The sequence below is a fragment of the Alkaliphilus peptidifermentans DSM 18978 genome (assembly GCF_900101495.1).
GTDB lineage: Bacteria > Bacillota > Clostridia > Peptostreptococcales > Natronincolaceae > Alkaliphilus_C > Alkaliphilus_C peptidifermentans.
Window position 1 is genome coordinate 88,757 of sequence record NZ_FMUS01000013.1, and the last position, 24,175, is coordinate 112,931.

General features: G+C 36.0%; 19 protein-coding genes. All 19 read left to right on the forward strand.

The features are described 5' to 3' along the window. The first annotated feature begins 4 nt into the window (after positions 1-4). Positions 5-1,162, forward strand: a complete 1,158-nt coding sequence (locus BLP68_RS10845; protein WP_091543332.1) for a radical SAM/SPASM domain-containing protein — start codon at positions 5-7, stop codon at positions 1,160-1,162. Then, entirely contained in the window at positions 1,159-2,508 is a 1,350-nt protein-coding gene (locus BLP68_RS10850; RefSeq protein ID WP_091543334.1) for a B12-binding domain-containing radical SAM protein, read from the forward strand. Before BLP68_RS10845 ends, BLP68_RS10850 begins: the two co-directional genes overlap by 4 nt. Then, positions 2,501-3,418 (forward strand): ACP S-malonyltransferase, encoded by a 918-nt coding sequence (locus BLP68_RS10855; protein ID WP_176758974.1) that lies wholly within the window; start codon positions 2,501-2,503, stop codon positions 3,416-3,418. The genes BLP68_RS10850 and BLP68_RS10855 overlap by 8 nt, the downstream gene beginning before the upstream one ends. A gap of 73 nt (positions 3,419-3,491) precedes the next feature. Further along, entirely contained in the window at positions 3,492-4,199 is a 708-nt protein-coding gene (locus BLP68_RS10860) for an HAD family hydrolase (RefSeq protein WP_091543337.1), read from the forward strand. 255 nt (positions 4,200-4,454) lie between these two features. After that, positions 4,455-5,945 (forward strand): serine hydrolase, encoded by a 1,491-nt coding sequence (locus tag BLP68_RS10865; protein ID WP_176758975.1) that lies wholly within the window; start codon positions 4,455-4,457, stop codon positions 5,943-5,945. 19 nt (positions 5,946-5,964) lie between these two features. Beyond that, positions 5,965-8,514 (forward strand): PEP/pyruvate-binding domain-containing protein, encoded by a 2,550-nt coding sequence (locus BLP68_RS10870; protein ID WP_091543341.1) that lies wholly within the window; start codon positions 5,965-5,967, stop codon positions 8,512-8,514. Between the two features lie 11 nt (positions 8,515-8,525). After that, positions 8,526-9,830: a B12-binding domain-containing radical SAM protein gene (locus BLP68_RS10875; RefSeq protein ID WP_176758976.1), complete on the forward strand. Its 1,305-nt coding sequence runs from the start codon at positions 8,526-8,528 to the stop codon at positions 9,828-9,830. 35 nt (positions 9,831-9,865) lie between these two features. Beyond that, on the forward strand, positions 9,866-10,489 hold the full coding sequence (locus BLP68_RS10880) for a TetR family transcriptional regulator C-terminal domain-containing protein (protein WP_091543345.1): 624 nt from the start codon (positions 9,866-9,868) through the stop codon (positions 10,487-10,489). Then, positions 10,486-11,850: a B12-binding domain-containing radical SAM protein gene (locus BLP68_RS10885; RefSeq protein ID WP_091543347.1), complete on the forward strand. Its 1,365-nt coding sequence runs from the start codon at positions 10,486-10,488 to the stop codon at positions 11,848-11,850. Before BLP68_RS10880 ends, BLP68_RS10885 begins: the two co-directional genes overlap by 4 nt. A gap of 38 nt (positions 11,851-11,888) precedes the next feature. Beyond that, the gene (locus BLP68_RS10890) at positions 11,889-13,031 is read left to right on the forward strand and encodes a DUF362 domain-containing protein (RefSeq protein WP_207647913.1); all 1,143 of its coding nucleotides are present in this window, start codon (positions 11,889-11,891) and stop codon (positions 13,029-13,031) included. Positions 13,032-13,078: 47 nt separating this feature from the next. Further along, entirely contained in the window at positions 13,079-13,351 is a 273-nt protein-coding gene (locus BLP68_RS10895) for an acyl carrier protein (protein ID WP_091543349.1), read from the forward strand. Between the two features lie 240 nt (positions 13,352-13,591). After that, a complete protein-coding gene (locus tag BLP68_RS10900) occupies positions 13,592-15,265 on the forward strand; it encodes a carbamoyltransferase N-terminal domain-containing protein (RefSeq protein WP_091543350.1) in 1,674 nt (557 codons plus the stop codon). A gap of 53 nt (positions 15,266-15,318) precedes the next feature. Next, positions 15,319-16,305, forward strand: coding sequence for a tryptophan--tRNA ligase (gene trpS / locus BLP68_RS10905; protein ID WP_091543351.1), 987 nt, complete (start codon positions 15,319-15,321; stop codon positions 16,303-16,305). A 51-nt stretch (positions 16,306-16,356) separates the two neighbouring features. After that, entirely contained in the window at positions 16,357-18,339 is a 1,983-nt protein-coding gene (locus BLP68_RS10910; protein WP_091543353.1) for a tetratricopeptide repeat protein, read from the forward strand. Between the two features lie 25 nt (positions 18,340-18,364). Continuing rightward, complete coding sequence (locus BLP68_RS10915) at positions 18,365-19,684, forward strand: hypothetical protein (RefSeq protein ID WP_091543354.1); 1,320 nt, start codon at positions 18,365-18,367, stop codon at positions 19,682-19,684. 46 nt (positions 19,685-19,730) lie between these two features. Beyond that, positions 19,731-21,029: a radical SAM protein gene (locus BLP68_RS10920; protein ID WP_176758977.1), complete on the forward strand. Its 1,299-nt coding sequence runs from the start codon at positions 19,731-19,733 to the stop codon at positions 21,027-21,029. A gap of 36 nt (positions 21,030-21,065) precedes the next feature. Beyond that, positions 21,066-22,094 carry a BtrH N-terminal domain-containing protein gene (locus BLP68_RS10925; protein WP_091543358.1) on the forward strand — a complete coding sequence of 343 codons (1,029 nt, stop codon included), beginning with the start codon at positions 21,066-21,068 and terminating at the stop codon, positions 22,092-22,094. A gap of 7 nt (positions 22,095-22,101) precedes the next feature. After that, complete coding sequence (panD, locus tag BLP68_RS10930; RefSeq protein ID WP_091543359.1) at positions 22,102-22,473, forward strand: aspartate 1-decarboxylase; 372 nt, start codon at positions 22,102-22,104, stop codon at positions 22,471-22,473. 46 nt (positions 22,474-22,519) lie between these two features. After that, a partial coding sequence (locus BLP68_RS10935) for an AMP-binding protein (protein WP_143003090.1) occupies positions 22,520-24,175 on the forward strand: 1,656 nt, incomplete at its 3' end.

The window sequence follows — 24,175 nt, forward strand, 5'->3', positions numbered from 1 at the left end:
AATTTTGTACACCCACAAAAAACTGCAAACATCGCCCTACGTGATTATAACAACAGATGGCATAAACAAGGACAAAAAATTTTTTTCCACATTAACTGGAGAATATTATGATATAGAGGATACCAATCTGCAAATCCTGGAGTATTGCAGGTATCCTAGAGAAATAGAAGAATTACAGCAAAAATTTGGAGAAGACACTATTGAGGAATTAATCATCAATAAACTGTTGTCAGACCCATCAACAGTTTGGCAGGAAACTAATATAGTATACATGGAAATGGAAACCTGTACCTACTGTAACTGGAAATGTGAATATTGCCCCATCACATTTGACCCAAAGCCACATAGGGTTATGGGTATGGATGTTTACAATGAGATTATAGATAAAGCCGCCAGACATCCTTCCTTAAAGCATATTGCCTTCAATTTCTTCAATGAACCTACCCTTGATATATTCTTTGAAGACAGGGTACGAAAGCTGGCACAGACACACTTAAAACTGATTTTATTCACCAACGGCAGCATGCTTGACGAAGGGAAAATTCAGCTGCTTAAAGATACAGGCGTTTTAGATACAGTCAGATTTAATGTGCCTAGTGTTAATGAGGCAGAATTTAAACGTCTAACTGGCTCCAGTTTATTCCGAAGGACCATGGCAAACATTGAAAATTCAATAGCAGCCGGCTTCAATGTGGAAATTTTAGTCAACGGAACTACAGAAGAAGTTGCAAAAAATATGAAGGAAATAGAGGATAAGTACAGGGCTTTTGAAAATGTTCGTATTCTCCATTACATTACTATGGACAGGGCTGGGTTATTAAAAAACAGATATGCCATGAACTACCATCATAAGGATGAGCTTTGCGGATGTATGCAGATTATAAAAGAGCTGAGGGTTGGATATAATGGAGACTTCTTTATTTGCACCATGGACTATTATCAAAAAGATGTGTTCGGCAATATAAAGGATGGAGAGATAGAAGATATTATGCAATCACAGAAGGCACAGCTTATTCGCAAAAGGGTTTTTGGAGCAGAAACGGCACCAGAGGATTATATATGCAGAAGGTGCTGGGCCATTATGCTTGCAAGATTAGATAGCCGCCATTCAAAAGGAATAAAGCCAGTATTTAAGGAGAAAGGAATTGGAGTGAAACTATGAAAAAAGTAGCACTTATATCTCCAAAGGGAAGCTTGTTTGGCAAAAACGAAAAAATGAAGGGCTTTGTGGAAAATTCCAAAGTTATGGAGAGCTTTCGGTATTTATGGTCTGGTCCCAACCTTGGATTAATTACAATTGCAGCCTATATGTCGGAAGAATGGGATATTGAATATATCGATGAAAACTATGTTGAAATAGATTACACAAAAACCTATGACCTTGTTTGTTTAAGTGCTATGACACAGCAGGCACCAAATGCATATAGGATAGCACAGAAATTTAGACAAAAGAAAATTTTAACAGTGATGGGAGGAATACATGCCACTGTATTGCCAGAGGAGGCAGCAAGGTATGTTGATGTAGTAATAGCAGGAGAAGGAGAGGTGCTTTGGCCTAGATTTTTAGAGGATTACATAAAGGGTAATACAAAGGAAATATATCAAGAAGCTGTATCTGGAGGGTATAAGCTGGAAAAGGCTCCTATTCCAAGATATGATCTTCTGCTGGGATATGAATATCCGGTAATTACCCTCTACACAACCAGAGGATGTCCTCATAATTGTTCTTTCTGCTGTGCTTCCAATGTTTACGGACACAAATACAGGAGAAAAAGTAATCACCAAATCATTAAAGAGCTACAGCAGATAAGTAATTTGTTCCCCGATCGACTTATACTATTTGCAGATGATAATATGCTGGTTAAACGTTCAGAATGTAAGGAATTGCTTAAGGTAATGATGGATATGGAGCTCCGCTGGATAGCACAAACTGACATATCAATAGCACAGGATGACGACCTTTTGGAATTAATGGTGCTGGCAGGCTGTCAATGGGTAGTAATTGGTTTTGAGAGTATTTCCCATAGAAGCTTAAGAGACATAGAAAAAATATACTTTAAATTGAAGCATCAATCCCAATACCCGGAATTGATAAAAAAAATACAGTCCTATGGGATAGGTATATACGGCACCTTTATTGTAGGCTTAGATAATGATTCTACAAATGTTTTCCAATTTACCACAGACTTTATACTGGAAAATAATCTTTATGGAGTTAATATAACGGTGCCAACCCCCTTGCCAGGCACCCAGCTGAGGGAAAAGCTTTTAGTGGAAGGCAGAGTATTAAATAGTGACTGGGAGTACTACACCCTATGGGATGTTGTTATACGACCTGGAAATATGACAGTAAAGCAGCTGCAGGAGGGGCTTTTATACATGTATAATCAGATAACAGAGGAATATGTATCGCAAAAAAGGCTGGCATATCTTAGGTATGCAACAAAGATTCGCAGGAAAATATGCTATAACTATACTCAAAAAGGCAGCAGTGATGGAAATGAATAGATATCTGGCTGCTTTCCCGGGAAGAGAAGCCTTTTATAAAGGCTTAAGTAAAACCTTCATTAAAGAGTATACAGTAGCAAAAAAAATATTTAAAGAAGCCAGTGATTACATGGGACAGGACCTTGAATATATATCCTATGAAAATCCTGAGACTAAACCAGAGCTACACACAGCATGCCTTATAACCCATTGCTATGCAATGTACAATTCTATTGTAAAGACTATAGCACCTCCTACTGCCGTAGCAGGATTCAGCCAAGGGGAATTTACAGCCCTGACAGTAGCTGAAAGCATTAAGTTTCCTGATGTCTTAAACCTTGTATACAGGCTGGAAAAACTAGTCTATAGATCTAAGGAAATCATGGGGGGTAAAATGGTACGTGTAGTGGGGTTAGATATAAAGGAGTTAGAGAAATGCTGTAGACAGGTGGATAATAAAAGACAGAAGGTATCAGTTGCAATTTATTTGTCCAACAATCAAAATATAATTTCTGGTGAAAAAACAGCAGTGGAAGAGGTTGCTGATCTATCCAAAAAAAGGGGGGCAAGATGGACTATTGACCTGGAGAGTGTAGGTACCTTCCATAGCCCCTTATGTGAAGGTATTTTATGTGAGTCTGATTTAATATTTGATCAATATGAATTTTCCGATTCTATACTTCCTGTGTATTCCTGTGTCGATGGAAGAAGACATGTTAAAGGAGAAGCTTTAAAAAGCAATTTAAGAATTCAGATTGCCAAAGCCGTAAGGTGGAATAGAATAATAGAAAATGCAAATGAAGATAAAATAAAGAATATTGTAGAAATAGGTCCTGGCTGTACAGTTTCTGGCAACTCCCGACTAGCCGACCCTGATATACAATGTACATGGATAAATGAAACAAAAACTATTAAGGATTTGCTCAAATAAGCATAAAGGTAAAGAAATTAGGGATATATTCCAGTAAGGGTTTACCAAAATACACCAAAGGAGGGAGTCTAAAATGTATAGTATAGAAAAGGTTATATGCTTCGACTATTATGGAACCTTGGTAAAGCTAAACTCACCCTTTGATCAAATAAAGGCACTATTAATAGATCATGTAACAAGAAATTTTCCCAAACTTGACTCTAAGAAATTCTACAGTGGTTTTTTCAAGAATATGGCAGTATTAAACTCTGATGAAAAATTCTATAGAGGTATTGATTTACTGGTGGAGAGTCTGGTAAGAACATGTAACCTATATAAAGTACCCTGCTTTAAAGATATATTTATACCATTTGTTGAGGAGCTTTTTATAATGCCAGAAGCATATCCTGATGCCAGAGGTGTTATTGATAGCTTGAAAAAGAGCTATCAAGTTGGTGTATTGAGTAATGCAGACAATTATATTATTAAAAAATCCATACAAACCCAAGACTTTAAATTTGATTTTATAATAACCTCTGAAGATGCACAATCCAATAAGCCCAATGAAAAAATTTTTCTTTATGCTATGGAAAAGCTCTGTAAAAAGCCCAATGAGTTATATATGGTGGGGGATTCACAAATTGATGATATTTTAGGTGCTGGCAGGTTAGGCATCAATACCATATGGATAAATAGAGATAAAGAATCACTCAAGGAAGGTATAATCCCCCCTGATTTCCAGGTGCTTCAGCTGAGTGAAATTCCATATATACTTAATCACAGCTGTAATGCTACTTCTTAATGTAGTTGAAGGATTAAACAATGTGGTATATTCTACTATTAATTAAGAAAAAACATCCTATTATTTTCAATCGATGTGGGTGCACGTTGAAGGGAGTGGGAGATTATAAATACCTTTATATGTAGTGCTGCATTAATAAATAAGCATGAAAGGGCGGAGCAATGCTTACTGTAATACATATACATTATGGAGGGAGGAATTTATATTAATAAGAAAAAACTGCTCTTTATGACCACTTTAATGTGGATATTTTTTTTGCTGCTAATATTATTATTACAAACAAATATTTTTTCATATGGAAATACCGAAGTAAATGACTATATTAACCAACTACTGATGGAGTCGAAAATACCAGGGGCATCGGTAATTGTTATTGATGGAAATAAGAGTCAGATAATGACCTATGGTGTTAAAGGCATAAATACAGAAGAATTGGTGGATGAAGAAACATTATTTGAATTAGGATCAAACAGCAAGGCCTTTACAGCTTTAGGGATATTATATTTAGAGAAACAAGGGCTTCTTTCCTTAGAAGATCAAGTAAATAAGTACATACCCGATTTTGAGATGAAAAGCTACGAAAACCAACAACAAAATATGTCCCAAGAAATTAAGATTAAACACTTGATTAATCACACAAGTGGAGTACCCTTTAGTACATTAGGTTATATTCCGCCGGATGAATCAGAGGAAGCATTGGATAAGGTTGTAGAAATCCTTAAGAATTTCCAGCTGAATGCTATACCCGGCCAAGAGTTTTCATATGTATCTACAAATTACGATATACTGGGTTTGGTAATTGAAAGAGTGACTGAAGAAAAATTTGAAGACTTCATCCAGAAAAACATTCTAATTCCATTGGGTTTAAATAATACCTATTTAATATCAAATGAAGGATATAATCTCAACAGTATAGCAAAGGGACACAAGCCATTTTTTAGTAAGATACGTGAATATGAAGCCCCCTTTTATAGAGGAAATGCTCCAGCAGCCTATTTTGTTTCAAATGCAAAGGATATGGAAAGATGGATAGGTATACAGCTTGGAATTGTAGACATTCCAGATTTGTATAAGGATCTGATTCAAATATCCCATCAACCTGACACTTCTGTTGAAGCCCATGGCGACTATTTTTATGGAGCCGGATGGGAAATTCATACCAATGGTAAATACATTTCCCATGGAGGAAGCAATCCTAATTTTTCCTCTATGATAGCCTTTAAGCCTGATGGCAAGCTTGCTGTTTGTATTTTAGCAAATGTAAATACAACATATACTGGATCGATGGCATTAAATATTTTAAATATCCTTGAGGGTAAAGCAGTAGAAGAGATAACAGTTGACATGTTTGCTGCTATTGACATGTTTTTTTCTATAGTTGCCTTAACCTTCTTCATAATCAGCTGTTTATTAATATATCTTATTATTTATGCTGTTGTTGCAGTAGTCAATGGATATAGAGAGAAGAAAAAAAAGGGCTGGGGCAGAATAATAGCTACTGTAATATTAACTATATTCACAGTATTTTTAAATTATATGATATATTCTCTGCCAGAAACACTTTTTGGAGGCTTTCCATGGCGGGCAGTAAAGGTTTGGGCCCCCAGCAGCCTACTGGTAGGAATGATTCTTTTAGTCATAACAGTAATTTTGCTTTGGGTATACCTTTTAATAATAATTCATTATAGAAAAATAAAAAATTACTCTATTGAAAAATTGCAGATGCAATTTAATAAAACAAAATAAAAACATTGGGGTAGGGAAAATGAAAAATTATATTCAGCATCTATCAAATTTAGAAGAAGGTATGGATAAGGAGTATGGATCAAAGGCTGTAACACTGGCACTGATTTTAAAGAGTGGATACAATGTTCCTGATGGATATTGCATTTCCATTAAAGCGCTAGAAGTGTTCACCAGCCAATTTCAAATGGATACTCTTAGTATGGAAGAGATGACGGAGAAAATCCTATACAGTAATTTTCCTGAGGATTTACATACAGAAATTGAAGAAATGTGGACAAAATTGGATTTAAAGGAAAATGAAGCGCTGATTGTACGTTCTTCAGCAATAGGAGAGGATGGAAATGAACATTCCTTTGCTGGGATTTATGAAAGCATCATTAATATTAGATCCCTTAATGACTTGATTATTGGAATCAGAAAATGCTGGAGGTCTTTTTATTCTACAAGAGCTGATTTATACAGAGAAAAAAATAAAATTGCAGTAGAGGGAATGGCTGTTATTGTCCAAAGAATGATATGTGGAGATTATTCCGGTGTCCTTTTTACTGCTAACCCCCTTGCCCCTAAAAATGATGAGATGGTGATAGAAGCCTATCCGGGACTAAACTGTGGAGTTGTTGATGGATCAGTAAATGCTGATAAATATATAGTTAAAAATACTGGCGAAATTATAAATCGGATTATCACCAATAAAACAGTAGAATACTGCTTAAGTAGAAACTCCTTTAGAATTGATGTCAAAAACACCAGGATACAGAATAATGAAACCCTTTCACAGGAAGATGTATATCAGCTTGTAAAAATAGGACTTAAGCTAGAAGAAAAATTTGGAATCCCCTGTGATATAGAATGGACAGCTTTAAACAGCAAAATGTACATTCTTCAAACAAGACCAGTTATTATAAAAAATTTGGACAAGCTTACAAATATAATAAAATATGATTCTGATATAGCTGAAGATATTGAATGTACTCTACTGGACAGATATGCACAACCGGCTTGTACCTGCTACCTTTCCCTTCTGCAGTCATGGGAGGAGCAGGTTTACCTAAGCTTTTACAATAAGAAGGAGGGGCGACTTTATAAAGAGAAGCCCCTGCTTTTTTATTTTAATAGAGTTTATTGGAACATGAAATATCAAAGAGATTTTTTTGATGATTATCCAAAAGGGAAATTAAATATTGCTGATTGTGTCAAAGTGGTAAAGCTGTTTTTTCTTATGAAAAATAGTTATATAAGCTGGTACCAACGACTGGCAAAATATAATAATCATATAGAAGAATTAAATAGACAGCCCTATGGAAATATGAGCATAAGTCGATTAGGGCTGAAACTGAATGGAATATTGGATATTTTCTGTAACTATATAGGGAAGGATCACTTTATATTTCTGGGGCTTGCACAGGTTACTTATAATCTTCTCAGTAAGGAACTGGAAGGCTTACCCAACACAAAAGAAATAATCTCGGAAGCTATAGAGCCAATAGTGTCGCAAAATATGACCATGAAGTCCAACCTTGAGTTGGTGGATTTGGCCTGGGAAGCAGAATGCTCTACAGAAATCAGTAATTTATTTAGGGAAGTAAATACAGATGAAATTTATTTGAAGCTCAAAGGCAGTATGGAAAAAGAAGGTTTTAAAAGAAGATTTGATAAGTTTATTAGAGACCACGGCCATCGTGGAACATCCTGTGATGATCTGTACCATCCCCATTGGGTAGATGAACCTGCTATTGTGATGGAAACCATTAAGCAATTTATATGCTCCTCTACGAAGGTATGGGACAAAAAAAATATTAAGGATGATGGTAAAAATCATTGGAATTCATCAGTTGAGAGGTATATCAGAGACTTAGAGCACAATCCAGTATATAAACACCTCAAAATGTCCCAAATCAACACACTGGTTGATCTCACTGGTAAATATATGGCATTAAGAGAAAATCAGAGATACTATTTTGATAAAAGCTGGGTTTTAATACGGAGGGTGCTGCTGGAAATTGGTAAAAGGTTAGTTTCAGCAGGTATTATTGATGAAAAAGAGGATATATTTCATCTAACTATATCAGAAATACTTGTGATATCCCATACGGATAATATGCTAAACCATAGAGATTGGAATGAAGTTATTAAGGAAAGAGAAAAAAGCTATGAAAAGAACAGAAAAATTACACCGCCATATTTGATTAAAAACAAGGATTTGATTCGTTTGCAAAAGGGTGGTGGACGAAATAGCTACAAAGCCCTGGGAATAAGTCCCGGTAAAGCTACAGGGCCAGTCAAAATTATTGAATCCATAAAGGACTTAAGTAGAATTCAACAGGGGGATATTGCAATTGTGTCAACCTTTCACCCAAGCTGGACACCAATCCTAGGTATTGTTAAGGGACTTGTGATGGATTATGGTAATATTCTGTCCCATGGTGCCGTTATGGCAAGAGAGTATGGTATCCCTGTGGTGGTTTTCAATGATATAGCGGCACAGGTATTTTTAGAGGGCCAGTGGATTGAAATAGATGGTTCAACGGGAAGAATTCGTGTTATAAGCAGCCAAAAAAATAGTTTATGAGGAGGGATGATATGCCTAAAATTGCATTAATTGTTCCTAAAGGATCCAAATACGGTAAAAATAAATATTTAAAAAGCTTTTTAGAAATTAACAATGTCGTATCAAGCTTTTACGGTGCATGGGAAACACCTAACTTAAGTCTTTTGACTATAGCTGGACTAATCCCGGATTCCTATGATATATCATTTATTGACGAGGATCATGGGATGGAGATACCCTTTGAAGAGGAATTTGACATTGTAGCTTTGACAGGTATGACACAGCAGATATATAGGGCTTATGAAATATGTACTGAATTTAAGAAAAAAGGCTCCTATGTAGTTATTGGCGGCATTCATGCCACCATCATGGCAGAGGAAGCTTTAAAGTATGCCGATACAGTATTTATTGGAGAAGGTGAAAACATATGGAAGAAATTCCTCAAGGATTACGAGAATGGGACACCCTATAGCAGGTATACATGTAAAGAGTATATTGACCTTAGGGAATCTCCAATCCCACGATATGATATTCTTAATAAAAATATATACAGCTCATATAGTATACAAACCACAAGGGGATGCCCCAGAACATGTAACTATTGTACACTGCCGATAATGTATGGGTCCACATACCGATATAAAACAGTTAAGCAGATTATTGATGAAATTAAGGCAATACAACGATTTGACTCGGATCCTTTCATCTTCTTTGCTGACGATAATATGTTTATACAAAAAGAGCATTCAAAGGAGTTGGTTAGAGAGATAGAAAAGCTGGGGATTATATGGGGTACTCAGACAGATATTTCTGTTGCTGAGGATGAAGAGCTGCTGCAGCTTTTGTACAAATCAGGCTGTCATTGGTTGTTTATAGGCTTTGAAAATGTCTCTGAGGATGGACTAATTTTTCTCGATGATAAAAAGTGGAAGGCTGAACAACGGAATAATTATGAAAGAGCAATAGAAAAAATACATAACAATGGTATACATATTTGGGGCTCCTTTATGTTCGGTGGAGATAGTGATACAGATTCAGTTTTTGCCAATACATTAGACTTTACTCTAAAAAATGGAATTTACTCAGGCAGCTTTACTATCCTTACACCTTTGCCAGGAACTCAGCTTTTCAAGCAAATGGCAGAGGAAAAAAGGATAATTGACTATGATTGGAGCAGATACACCTTCTGGGATGTGGTTTTCCAGCCTGTTAATATGACTCCTGATGAACTGGCTAAAGGTGTGGCATGGGTTTACCAGGAGTTTTATTCCAAGGAAAATGTTTCCCGCAGGGCAGCAAACCTAAAGAATCGGTTAAGAAAAGCAAGACATAAGTAAAATAAGTTGGTTTATATAAGAAATGAGGCGTTCTAATGAAAATGGGCTATACCTTCTCTACAAAGGAGAAGCTTATATTAGAGGCAACATTAAAGGTTATGCATAAAAATAACTTTCTTTCTGCAAATATTTCAGAGACAGCAAAGCATACTATGCTGAAGCCTGAAGCTATAAAAGCTATATATAATTCTGATGACGCCCTAAGAATGGCTGCAATTTTCTATGCAGCTTCCATCTGGGTTGACTATATAAAGAAGGACATTGCTGGTGAAAAAGATAAAAAAACCAGACTAAGAAGGCTGCTTCGTCATTATGCAGCAGGCTCAGAGAGCTATCCTGCTTCACTGTCCCTTTATATTGATATATGGAAAATTATAAGAGACGGCCAAAGGGAAAATGAAGCTTTTTTTAAGGAAGAGCTTCAAAGTATATATACCATGTTTGTGGAGGCGTTTGAAGAGCTTATACTGCAGGAAATTTGCCAGAGCTTTACACTGACATCAGAAATCAGACAGCTGGCCTGGATCATAGTTGTCATAAGCGATGGACTCCATATACAGAATCTTATAGAACCCGAATCCATAGATTTTGATGGAGTGGAGGAGGTTCTTTATAAGATGGTTGAAAGTTATCTATTAGAAACGGGGAAAGAGGTATGAAAAAAATTCTATTTTATTATCCACAAATCGTCGAAAATAAAGATTCAAGCCCCCTATACAGGGGGCTTCCTTTTTCGGTAATGGCTTTAGCTGCTCAATTTAATGACAGGGAATATAATATAAAAATTGTTGATGGCAGACTGGAGGATAAAAAAAACACTAATATCTGGAAATGGTTTGATAAGGATGTTATTTGTGTAGGTATAAGTGCCATGACCAGTTATCAGATAAGGGATGGATTAAAATTTGCTGAGCTTATTAGAAATTCCTATCCCCAGGTTCCAATTGTATGGGGAGGATGGCATCCCAGTCTAATGCCAACTCAAACAATAAAGGATGATTTAGTGGATATTGTTGTCATTGGACAGGGGGAAGCAACGCTGCCCAGGCTTGTGGAGAGGTTGTACATTAAAGGTAGTCTAAAGGAAGTACCTAACCTTGTTTATAAGGACGAAAACAGAGAAATAGTATGGACAAAAATTGAGGCTTTAAAAGTATTCTCTAATACAAAGCCAATAGAGAGGGCATATAAATACGTTGATATGGAGTCATATATTCAACCTCTATGGGGTAATCAGAGGGTTATTGGATATGAGTCCAGCAGAGGCTGTCCCTTTATATGCAGCTTTTGCTCCATTGGCTCAGTATATAAGGGTAAATGGAGCTCATTAACTGCCCAAAAGATTGCCGACAGTGTTGAACTATTAAAGAAAAGCTATAATGTTGATGCGATTCATTTTTTTGATAATAACTTTTTTGTTAACCGTAATAGAGTATTGGAATTCAGCACCATTATTAGAGAAAGAGAGCTGAATATACGCTGGGATGGAACCTCAGTAGTGGAGCAATTCATAAAATTTCCCACTGATTATATAGAAGAATTAAAGCAAAGTGGTTTTTTTCGAGTTATTGTGGGTGTCGAATCAGGAGATGAAGATGTCTTGAAACGAATTAATAAGAGACATAGGCCTGCTCAGGTGCTGGAGCTTGTTGAAAAATGCAAGGCAAGCAATATAATGGCATCCCTGTCATTTATGGTGGGATTCCCCTGGAATCCAGAAAAGGATTTTTATGAAACCATAGCCTTGATAGAAAAAATAAAAAGGATTGCAGCAGAAACGGAAATATTGCTTTTTATTTTTTCGCCTTATTTAGGGACAGAGCTGTTTGAAACTGCAATTAAATATGGTATGAAATTCCCCAACAGCTTAGAGGAATGGGCTGATCATACATACGATAAGCTCAATGTTCCATGGATTTCCCAGAAGCTGTTTCATAAAATGGATCGATACATAAGCTTTTTTGGTACTAAAGAAATGACATCCTCTGTATCAAATTTTTTAAAAGGAACTAATTTATAAAAAAATGTGGGGTCTTTAAATGAAAGGTGAGGTAGAAGGTGGAGACTGTTTATATAGAAAAGTGTGATGGCTATAATTATAGAGTGGTAGAAAAGGCTGTATTTAAGTGTTTAGAAAAGATTCAGCCTTTAAACGATAGAATGAAGGACAAAACAATACTGGTAAAAGTGAATCTACTTAAGAAGAATAAACCAGAGGATGCTGTTACCACCCATCCCTTTGTTGTAGAAGCCATAGTTAGGTATCTTCAAGGAATACAATGTAAGGTGATTATAGGAGACAGTCCAGGAGGGCCATATAATAAAAAGATGCTTGATGGTGTTTATAAAGAGTCCCAGATGGATCAGGTGGCCTATAGAACTGGATGCCAGCTTAACTATGACACCTCTGTTATTGAGGTATATAACGGAAAAGCAACAAAGCTAAAAAGAATGCAGATCATAAAAGTAGCCGAGGATGTAGATTACGTTATATCGGCAGCTAAGCTTAAAACCCATTCTATGATGACCTTTACGGGTGCAGTAAAAAATCTATTTGGAGTAATACCAGGTGTTACCAAAACTGAGTATCATTTTAAGATGAATAACCCTGAGAATTTTGCCCATCATCTAATTGATATATGCCAGTATATAAATCCTGTTATATCAATTATAGATGCTGTTGAAGGTATGGAGGGGGACGGTCCTGCTGCTGGAGACAAAAGACATGTAGGTCTTATTATGGCATCAACAAGCCCATATGCACTGGATACAGCAGCAGCCCATGTTATAGGAATAGAGCCTTTAAGTGTACCCACAATAAATATTGCAAATGAAAGGGGAATATTTTGTGGAAGTATAAAGGGCTTAATTGCTAAAGGTATTGGATTTGATGACATAGATATAGAACCCTTTAAGCTGCCGCAATCTATTAATGTTAACTTTTTCAGTGATAAGACCCCAAAATTCATTAAAAGCTTTTTTATAAATAATCTTCGTGCAAAGCCTGTATTTGATCATAAGCTTTGCACCTCTTGTGGAATCTGTAAGGAGGGGTGTCCTGTGGCAATAATTGACATGGACAAAGGCAAGCCCACTTTGGATATTAGCAAATGTATATGCTGTTTTTGCTGTAATGAATTATGCCCTCAAAAAGCTGTAAAAATTAAGAAAAGTTTTTTGCACAGGCTTTTAATGGACTAAAGAATGTGTTGGAATTTTTAATAAGAGTATGAAAGGGTGAAGTTGGCATGATTAACCAAAATAAAGAGGTAGTAGAGAAAATTTATAAAATAATCGGTGAAGTTCTCATATGGGAATTTCCTCAAGAGAGCTGGGATTTAAATACAGAGCTTGCTGAATTAGGGTTTAACTCAATGAATTTTGTAAAGCTTGGAGTTATCCTGGAAGATGAATTTGGGATTAAATTCAGTGCAGCAGAATTAGATTTTAGTAATAATGCTTTTTCAACAGTAAAATCACTTGTAAGCTTTATAAAAGAGAAGCAGGAAAACATTAAATAGCTATTATTAATAAAATAATAGCTACAGGTTGTAGACAAAGTCATCAAAATGCAGACTGATCAAAAAGCCACAGATTCGAGGCGCAAAAAAACCTAGCGACTGCAGCGTATACGTAATACGTAAGGGTGCTGGGTTTTAGAAGCAACGAAGAAGATGGGGGTTTTTCATCAGTCTGTAGCTATTATTAATAAAATCAAAAATTATTAAAAACATTGTGGTAGAGGTCAGGAGGTATATAATGTGAGTTTAAATATGATTGGACTTTGGGCTTCCAACGAAGGATCTTCCTGCTGCTTACTTCAAGACGGAGTGGTTAGATTCTGTGGACAACAAAAACCCCCACCGGAAAATAAACCTCAGCAGCTTATACCAATAGAGGCATTTAATTTTTGTCTAAAAAGTGCAGATATTTCCATTACAGATGTCAATTGCATCACATTTAGTGAAGAGCCAAAGAAGCCTATGGAATTCCACCCTTATAATAGTCCAGTATTAACAGTAGATAAGATAAGAGATTTTTTTTGCTATAGTGGTACTGTTACATCTGTTGACCATCAAAAGTCACATGCTGCATACAATTACTATTCATCTGCCCTTCAAGAAGCCGCCATTATGGTTATTGATAAAGTTGGACCCTGGACCCTGTCCTCCTATGGATATGGAAATGGGGAAAAAATCGAAATGTTTGATATCCAGCCATTTCCTAGTTCTGTAGCCATAGTGTCAAGCCTAATTACCAGCTATCTTGGCTTTAAAGATAGTGATGAGTATAAAGTTATGCTGCTGTCAAACTACGGTAAGCCTATTTATGCAGAAAAAATAAACCAGCTTATGTCATATATGGATAGAGAATTTAATAAATCCTTATGCCATGGTGGATTTCAGAAAATAATTACAAAATACTCTGAAGAACTGACAGAGCTTTTAAAAGCACCTCCAAGAAACTCCCAAATACCTATAAGCAATTTCCATAGGGATATTGCCAGTAGTATGCAGTTGGTTTATGAGGAGTTTTTTATAGACAGGGCAATATATGCTTATGAAAAAACCAACCTCAGTAATTTGTCCATAGCAGGGAATTTATCAAGAAACAGTAGGGCAAATAAGAGGATTTCTACAGAGCTTCCATTTAAAAAAGTATTTGTCCAACAGTCCTGTGACGACAGCATATGTTCAATTGGAGCTGTTATGGAGGGATTTTTAGAGGAAACAGGGAGAGTGATGGCAGTAAACCCTGTTAAAGATTTTTTGCTGGGGCCGGAATACTCAGATGATGAAATTGAACATGTGTTAAAGGCAACTGCTATAGAATATGAGGACTATCGCGGTAGGGAAGAAGACATGATCAGCTTTATTGCTAGAATGCTGACAAAGGGAAAAGTTATTGGGTGGTTTCAGGGAAGGGCTGGAATAGGATCAGAATATTCACCTTCAAGGCTGGTTTTGGCTGACTCAAGAAACCATAATACATATAACAAACTATCCTCTGCATTAAAAAGCAACGATGATCTTATTCCCATAGGTTATGTAGTATTAGATAAAGAATGGAATAATCATTGGCCAAATAATATTCAAAAGGGGACTACCGAAGAAAATACTGATGAAGCCCCTCAATTTAGAGGAGGTATGGATACAAACTCGGGAGAGGAATTTCTGTTTCGGGTGAATCAACAATATACTCCTTTATTATATAAGCTTATGGAGAGGTTTTATAGCAGCACTGGATACGCAATCCTGGCAGCTTCACCCCTTAGACTGGCAGGAGAGGAAAATCAAACAAACCTGTACGAAGCAATAAGAATATTTATCATTGGTAAAATAGATTTGCTTATAATGGGCAATTTTATATTACGAAGAGAAAAGAACTCTATACCCTCTGTTTCATGGTTAAGAATACAGCTAAAGAATCTTTAATAGAAAGGGAGGGATACACAAATTGAAATAACTGTTGAAGGAGGTTATATAGCATGACAAAAAAAATGCTTACTGGAGTAAGACCTACAGGCTTATTGCACCTGGGTCATTATATAGGTGCTTTTAAAGAATATATACATCTGCAACCACAATATGAAAATTTTTTAATTATCTCTGATCTTCACATGCTGACGACTCGATGTTCTAAGGAGGATATAGCTGTAGTAGGAAATAATGCAAAAAATATCATTATTGATTCAATAGCTATGGGAATTGATCCCCATAACACTACATTTTATCTTCAATCCAATATACCAGAATTAACCTATATATTTGTTCTGATACAGAATCTTATAACTATTGGCAGAGCAAAAGCAACCCCAAGCCTGACTAAAATAACAAGGGAAATAGGAATCGAAAACCTTCCTTTAGGATTGTTAGCATACCCAGTGCTGGAAGCAGGAGATATTCTTTCTGTTCAAGCAGATATTGTACCAGTAGGTAAGGATAATATAGATCATATTTCCATGACACAGGAAATCATCGATAGAATAAACAAAACATACGGGGCAGATTTTCCAATACCTGAATGTATTAGCGAAGATAAAAATTTTGTTATAGGGTTAGATGGTGCAGAAAAAATGAGTAAGAGCCTTAACAACACCATTTTTATACGTGATAATGAAAATGTAATAGAAGATAAAATTTCACAAATCCCCTGGGTTTCTCCACAGGACACCAGCACAGTAAATCCTATTATAGAGTATTTGCAGATATTTGAAGAGGATAAAAGGATCGCCTTAAGCTTAAGGCAAAGCTATTTTGATGGACAGGATGTAGAAAGGGAAGCCAGGGAGCAACTGAATGTAACTCTAAATACCCTTTTAAACCCCATGAGGACAAGAGTGGAGAAATATACCTCCAATCCAGAGCTTGTGGATGAAATATTGAAGGATGGCACCCTTAAGACAAGGGAAAGGGTTAATGAAACACTGGAAAAACTCAAAAATTGTATGGGTATGTATAACTGCTGTAAATGATGAATGAGTAGAACCTGATAATCAGTATATTTTTATATGGGGAGCTGCGTAATGAGTAAAGAAGAGAATATGAATTGTAATAAGAAGGATAGAATTGGTATCTGGAAAGCACGAGAAAGAGCTGGAGCAATTTCCTTTGAAAGGGATGCTGCCCTCTATCGAGAATTTAGCTATTGGGCATGGACCCTCTCAATCCCTCTAAAAAGCCCAAATAAAAGAGTCGTCTTTATAGGAGATTCCGTTGGCATGGGGCATTTTTATCAACCATTGCTTACACCGGCCCAATATCTGGAGAAGTTATTAAACCAGGGTATGTCCCATAATCATATAGATGTTATAGATCTTTCCTGCAAAACCTTAGACTACAATAAATTTATGGAAATATGTACTTCATCCATGATTTTGAAGCCAGATGCCCTTATGATCTTTATCGGAAATAGCTGGTGGGATTATGCCTTTGAAATGACTGATGACGAAATTAAGAGAATCACTTCAGTAAAAAATATTGATAATATCGATTATATGTCACAATTTATTGAAGGTAAGCTAAAGTCGGCTATTGTTTCTCAAATGGCCTTTTTAAATGCCATAAAGGAAAAGTACGATATTCCAATTATTTTTATTATCCCCGAAGTAAACCTAAAGGATTGGCAAAATGAGGGGTGTTTTTTTATTGGAAGCCTAAATGGTGGAAAGCCCCGCAGTTGGTCAGCCCTTAAGGAAAAAGCCCAAATTGCCTATAACGAAGGTGATTATACATTGGTGGAGGAAGCTGCTGAAGAGATGCTGGAAATTACCACTTACAACCCAATACCCTATGAGCTTTTAGCAAAGTGCAAAATGAATCAGGGAGATATTAAGCAGGCTAAAAGATATTACCGGATGGCCTTTAATACGCAAATCTATAGATTCAAGAATATCCCATCAAGCATATCTGTTGTAAAGGAACTGATTCTCAAAACTGCTCTAATTTATGGAATTGAAGTGCTGGATCTCCAGAAAGTATTTCATAGGCAGCTATTGGGTGGAATCCCTGGAAAAGATATGTTTCTTGACTCCTGCCATCTGACAGCCAATGGAATACGTGTAGCTATGAATCATGCTGCCCTTAGCTTATTACCCCAAATAGGTGGGATAGGGTGTAAAGCAGAGGATATCATGGAAGGCAAAATAGAAGCAGATGAAGCTGATGAAGCTGATGAAAAGGACAGGAACATGATTTTAGGTAAAGCACATCTCCTTGCAGCCATCCATTGCCAGCATGAAGGCCAGCCTTATAACCTTCTCTATTACCACTGTATTGAAGCCTTAAGATATTGGCCCCAATCTACAGAGGCAATGAAGATGTATATACAATTGATTACTGCAAAGGTTCCGTGGTTTATTCACAAGAATTATACGGAATTATCCAAAATAGATTTTTGGCCTGTTTTTCCGAAAAAGTCTCAGCTTTATGGCTTAAATAGCATGGAGAAGGAATTGATTAATGCAATGGTGGATGCTTTAAGATCAGTAAATATAGACATGAGGGAAAAAGTTAGAAAGTATATAATTGACGGCTTTGGACCAATAGACGGAGGGACAAATTTACTGGAGCCCTACTATTGGGGTAAGAATCCCTATTCCTATGGAAAAATACATCAAGGACTGGATACCAGCAAGGATTATGGCTACTACAAGGAAATAGGTACAGAATCTTTGTTTTATCTTGTGGCTGACGACAAACATGACATTGTCCTGGATATAACCCTAAGAATACCAGAGGAGTCACAAATGAATGATGAGGTTGTCATTAGGCTAAATAAAAACCCTGTTTTTAGGGGAAGAGTATGCAGCCAGTGGAGAGATTACAGAATAGTAATACCTAAAGAAACCATAGGTAAAGCCATAATAAACTACATAACAATAAAATGGCCCCTTAAGGACAAAACAGAATGGGAAAGTGGAATTTTCAACAGATTCCATGAAGGGTCAGCCCATATATTCCCGCCAGCCAGCGGAAATATCATAAGGTTCAAGGCTCGATATTTATAAAGGGTCATTAGAGAGGATGTGAGTTATGTTTATTGAAGATATTATGAATAGTATATGGGAGCCGTTATCCATAAGCTATTGGGAAGAATGTAAGAGGGCTGAAGTAATGAAGGATGAAGAGCTGGTTAAAGCAATTACTAACAAGATAACCAGTCAAGACTCCTTTGTTTATAAGAATGAATGGTTGCACATGACCAGTCTTACCACCAGTGGATGTCCCCATAAAGTAAATAATGGTAAATTCTGTGGCTGCAGCATGTGTAACTATTTTTCTGAGGATATGGAAACACTTGCCATGATGTCGGTTATTAAGAAGAGAAACCCCGCCCTTTATGGAAAAACCCTGCGATTCTGCTTTGAAAACTGTAGAGGAAAAAATTCGATACCAAATGTTTTTGAGTATGTTAACGGACATGACAGCTTAAGCACAGAAGAGTTCCCAGAGGAAGCATTTAATGAACTATTTTGTAAAGAAAATCTTTTCACTACAAAGCCCTACAAATTAATTTTTGAAGCCAGAGCATCAAGTATATCAATAGATAGATTAAAAGTATTTAAAGATAAATGTGCAAGGAATGTAGAAATTGCATTTGGGGTAGAGGTATATGACCAGTGGATCAGAAATCATTGGCTAAACAAGAACATTACCAACAGTGAAATAATAAAGGCTGTAAAAATGATAAAGGAATGTAAATGTCAATCGAGAGCAAACCTGCTGATGGGTATGCCAGGGCTGACAGAGGAACAATCCATGAAGCTTCTTATGGATTCCATTGCCTGGCTTAAGAATCTGGGTGTCGATTACATAACACTTTCACCCCTGGTTTGTAAAGAGAAGACTCTGCAAAGCATTATATTTGAGAAGCTGAAGGATAATAGCAAAATAATCGAAAGCAAAATAATAGGAGCTATAGAGGATGGTTCACCATCCATATTTTTTATTTTTGAAGCAATTTATAAAATTATGGGTGATGGTGACCTTATAAATAAAGTGGTTTTTGCCCCGGTTAATTTCATGCAGTATTTTGTCAATAAGGGCAGCTATTATCAAACTAAAGAGGAAAAAGACATTTGCAGTTTAATTACCAATGCCCTTAATGAATTTGATATAAAAAGAGACGTAAATTTGCTATTAAAAGCTAAAGAAGCTATTTCTAAGGAGAACAGTTATATTAACTACTTAAGAAATAAAAAGCAGCAGGCTGGTGAAGAAAAAATGCTGGATACCCTTTGTTTAACAGGGGAAGAAATAGCAAGGGTTCTATGGAAAGATTCATGGGAAGGAAGAGCAAAGATTTTTAGAAATGAAGCAAAAGAATATTTTACTGGTTGTTGGAAAAGTTAATGTCCACAATATTGCAAAACAACTACTTTATAAAGGGGAGGTAAAAATGTACCTTATACAAGACATAATGACTGAAATATGGAAGCCCATATCTAAGTCATATAAAGAGGCATATGAGAAGGCCAGCAGGCTGGAAGCAGAGGAAATCTTTCAACAGCTAAAGCATATTGAAATGTCAATTGTAGAATACCCTGCTCCCTATCCTAAAATGAATTTATTGGCAACAACAGGCTGCTATCATGCAATTAAGGATGGAAATCACTCTGGCTGCAGCATGTGTAACGATAGCATTTCCCGTATGAGTGATGCATTTGCAACAGTAAATGCATTAAGGCATAAGGATGTTAATTTGTATGCCAAGTTTGTACGGTCAAGCTTTGAAAACAAGAGAGGTATAGTGGGGGAGCAAATGGGCACAGAGGTTGTTACAGGTTGTGACTGTCTAAGTGATATGGAATTTCCAGAGGAGGTTTATAAAGAACTCTTTGGAAAGAATGGAGTATTTCAGGTGAGACCCTTTAGATATTCCTTTGAAATAAGAGCAGACAGTATTACCAAAGAAAAACTAGATATGATGCTGGGCTATTTAGGGAAGGGTAGAACCTATATAGAAATTGGAGTTGAGGTTGTAAACCAGTGGATAAGAAATAATTGGATAAACAAAAATGTAACCGATGTACAAATAGAAGCAGCAATTAACCTAATTCAGGAAGCAGGCTGTAAAGTAAATGCTAATGTCCTCATTGGAGTACCTGGGCTTACAGAGGAGCAGTCAATAGATTTATTCCTTGAGTCTATAGAAAGACTGCTTCAGCTAAATGTAAATAGAATTACCTTCCATCCTTTGAATAGAAAGGCATACACACTACACAATTTTATATACGAAAAGCTCCGGGATAATCAGAGATTAGCAGAAATAGGTATAGCCCACGGAGAGCATACAGGATTGCCATGGATGTTTACAATTATTGAGGCTATGGCAAGGGCCTTTGAGATGGCACCTCATTTGAAGAAGAGCTTTGGAGTAGGACAGTTCAATATTTTCCGTGGCTCTGATGTTTTAGTTTATAACAACGATAGAGAGTGTCAATGTAATTCCCAATTATTTGAGACTATAGATAGAACTATGAAATCCCTTGATATAACTGAATTGATGGAGATAAGAGAAACAATGAAAAAGGATAAATGCTACGAAGAGTATATTAAACTAATTGAAAAGCAGAAAAAGGCTGGAGACATTAGAAATACCGTTGGTATTGTAGGGGAAGAGATTATTAAGGCACTATGGCCCAATTGTTGGGAAAAGAAGCTGGATATTTTTAAGACAGAGCTGATGGATTTATAACCACAGGTCTTAGAATTTTTAAAAAAGGAGAATTGTATGAAACACATTAAACATATCAAACATATCATTCCTCAAGTGAAAATAACCAAGGGAGTTCATTGCTACTATTCAAGCATATTTAATATCATGGACTACAACGGTATTGATTTAAGCGAAGCAGAATTATTTATGATATTAGGAGGATTTACAATTCGATATTTTAGTAATTTTAGGAGATTAGATACCACAGTACATGAAGAAATAACAACTGATTTTGCAAAAAAACTGTCTACCAGCATCAATTTTATCGACGGTCAGGACAAGAGCAAGGCATTTGAGGAAATATATGAATCCATATCTAATAATAACCTTGTTCTTTTAGCAATACAGAATAAATATCTCGATTACAATAGAGTTTATCAGGAAAGTGAAGACTATCTTCATTATATCCTCATGTATGGATATGATATTGAGGCTGGTTTAGCCTATATTGCCGATACCTTTATGCTGGATCATTCTGGGAATGCCCTAACCTATTCTGGTACTATGGCTTTAGATAATATTGAAAAGGGAATTGGAGCATATGCCTGCTTTAACTTAAGGGGTAAGAAGCTTATAACAAAAGAGGATTTCTTTGATCAATTTATTACAAGATTTGAAACATTTTTAAAGCATCAATCAGATGAGACAGATAAGAGTATATATTTAGGCAATCAAGCCATAGGCAAATATATAGAAAATATTTTTCCTACTGAAGCAATGGATAAGGAAACCTTTGAGAAATCCTGCCTTGATGCTATCTACAACTTGAAATTTGGTGTAATGCTGCATTTGATGGAATATTTAATTCATATTCTAAAGAAATATAGTTCCATGTGGAATGAATCTGAAGATCTGATCTATGAATTAAGGCTGCTGAAACTAGATTGGCATAAGTATTTTATTTATCTATTGAAGGTAGCATATTCTGGCAGGAGGGAGAAGGCTGCTGAAACAATTAAGATGGGCCTTGAGATTTTTCAGTATCAAGAAAGAATATTTTTCCTAATATTGAATACTGCATCAAAACAAAAAGGTAAGGAGTGATTTATATATGTTAAGGATTATGCATAAATCTAAAATACATGGAGCAAGGGTTACAGAAGCCAACCTTAATTATAGGGGTTCCATTACAATTGACAAAAGGTTTATGGAGCTTGCCAACATTGTGGAAAATGAGAAGGTGTTAGTTGTAAACATCAATACTGGAGATAGGTTTGAAACCTATGTTATTGAGGGTGAGTATGGATCAGGAGTAATATGCTTAAATGGCGCTGCTGCAAGATTGGTTCAATGTGGAGATAGTGTTATTATTATTTCCTTTGGCATATACGATGACAGTGAACTGGAAAATTTTAAAGCTAAGCTTGTTTTTATTGACAGTAATGAAAATGAGGTTAACTGTATAATAGATGAAAATCAGTAATTAAAGTATTTATCCATGGCTAAATTAGGTGGCGGTGAGCAAAGTAATGGAAAACAAAATTAATCAAAATCTTTTAATTTCAAGTCAAAAACTTAATAGAGAAAAAGAATATTGGCATAATAAAATCAGTAATGATTCAATATTTGCAGACATACCCTTTGATAATTTGTCATTTAGAAACAGCAATATTTATAAAAACTATACCTTTACACTTCCCCATTCCCTTTTTAACAAAATGATGGAAATCAGTAATTCTTCATTATATGGAATATATACTATTTTTATTACAGCCATTTCCTTTTTAGTCTATAAATACTACGGCTATAACGACATGGTAATAGGCACACCCATATTCAAACAGCCAGAAGAAGGAGAATTCAGCAACGATATTCTTGCCCTTAGGTGTAGTATAGAAGAAGATGTGAGTTTTAGAGAGTATCTGTCACAAATTTGGGAGGAAATATCCAATGGAAATAAACATATGGCTTATCCAGTTGAAGCCGTTATTGAATCCATCAGAATCCACTCGGATTTGACTCTACCATTGTTTGGAATAATGGTAGAGTTTTTTGATATACATCAGAATGTAAAAAACATTATTGAAAAATGCAATCTCCTATTCAGCTTTGGTAAAGAGGGGCATAGTATAAACTGTCGGCTTGGTTATAAGGCTGGTAGATACAGTGATGAAACAATTCAGCTCCTTCATCAGCACTTTATAAAATATTTAATAGAGGCTACAAGACATCCATCAAAGAGGATATGTGATATAGAATTAATTCATTATCAAGAGGAGCAAAAATTACTAAAAGAGTTTAATAGTACTGAATACCCTTATGAAAAAGAAAAGCCGATACATCGCCTATTTGAAGAAGAGGCAGGCAGGTTTTCTGGAGATATTGCAGTAGTTTATAAAGGGAAGCGGCTTACCTATGGAGAGCTAAACGGAAAAAGCAATCGGTTAGCAAGATATTTGATGGATCAGGGAGTTAGAAGCCATTCCATAGTAGCCATTGTTCTAAATAGAACAGATGAAATGATTATAGCGATTCTTGCAGTTTTAAAGGCTGGGGGTATATGTCTTCCTATAGATAATGCAACCCCCATAAAAAGAATAATAGATATTACTGAAGATAGCAGAAGTGATTTCATTATAGCAGAAGAAAATACATATAATTTAAGAGAATGGACCCAAAAATGTATTGTATACTCCGAAAAAGCCCTAGAAGCCTTTGATGATAGCAATTTGAATATATATTCCAGTGGTGAGGATGCAGCATATATCATATATACCTCAGGAACAACAGGCAAACCCAAGGGAGTGCTGCTAAGCCATAGAGGAATAATAAACCATGCCTTTACTAAAATTAAAGAGCTGGAAATAAAGCAGAGGGATGTAATAAGCCAAAATCTAAGCATCAGCTTTGTAGCCTCAATATGGCAGATCATTGCACCACTGTTGGCTGGAGGAAAGCTGGTGATCTATGACAATGATACAGCAAATGATTCCTACAGGCTGATGGAAGAAATAGAAAGGGATGGAGTTACCATTACAGAGCTGGTACCATCACAGCTGAAGGCATACCTTATGCTTGTGGAGAATGGGAAAAAGCAGCTGGAGCTAAAGAGTTTAAAGAAGCTGGTGCTTACAGGAGAAAAGACAGAATCTGGCCTGGTCAACAGGTTCTATAAGCGATACAAA

Bases quoted from the DNA above. Each gene is read 5' to 3' on its own strand.
- BLP68_RS10850 (WP_091543334.1), top strand. From the start codon at position 1,159: ATGAAAAAAGTAGCACTTATATCTCCAAAGGGAAGCTTGTTTGGCAAA.
- BLP68_RS10880 (WP_091543345.1), top strand. From the start codon at position 9,866: ATGAAAATGGGCTATACCTTCTCTACAAAGGAGAAGCTTATATTAGAG.
- BLP68_RS10855 (WP_176758974.1), top strand. From the start codon at position 2,501: ATGAATAGATATCTGGCTGCTTTCCCGGGAAGAGAAGCCTTTTATAAA.
- BLP68_RS10920 (WP_176758977.1), top strand. From the start codon at position 19,731: ATGTACCTTATACAAGACATAATGACTGAAATATGGAAGCCCATATCT.
- BLP68_RS10925 (WP_091543358.1), top strand. From the start codon at position 21,066: ATGAAACACATTAAACATATCAAACATATCATTCCTCAAGTGAAAATA.
- BLP68_RS10870 (WP_091543341.1), top strand. From the start codon at position 5,965: ATGAAAAATTATATTCAGCATCTATCAAATTTAGAAGAAGGTATGGAT.
- BLP68_RS10895 (WP_091543349.1), top strand. From the start codon at position 13,079: ATGATTAACCAAAATAAAGAGGTAGTAGAGAAAATTTATAAAATAATC.
- BLP68_RS10860 (WP_091543337.1), top strand. From the start codon at position 3,492: ATGTATAGTATAGAAAAGGTTATATGCTTCGACTATTATGGAACCTTG.
- trpS (WP_091543351.1), top strand. From the start codon at position 15,319: ATGACAAAAAAAATGCTTACTGGAGTAAGACCTACAGGCTTATTGCAC.
- BLP68_RS10875 (WP_176758976.1), top strand. From the start codon at position 8,526: ATGCCTAAAATTGCATTAATTGTTCCTAAAGGATCCAAATACGGTAAA.
- panD (WP_091543359.1), top strand. From the start codon at position 22,102: ATGTTAAGGATTATGCATAAATCTAAAATACATGGAGCAAGGGTTACA.
- BLP68_RS10910 (WP_091543353.1), top strand. From the start codon at position 16,357: ATGAGTAAAGAAGAGAATATGAATTGTAATAAGAAGGATAGAATTGGT.
- BLP68_RS10885 (WP_091543347.1), top strand. From the start codon at position 10,486: ATGAAAAAAATTCTATTTTATTATCCACAAATCGTCGAAAATAAAGAT.
- BLP68_RS10915 (WP_091543354.1), top strand. From the start codon at position 18,365: ATGTTTATTGAAGATATTATGAATAGTATATGGGAGCCGTTATCCATA.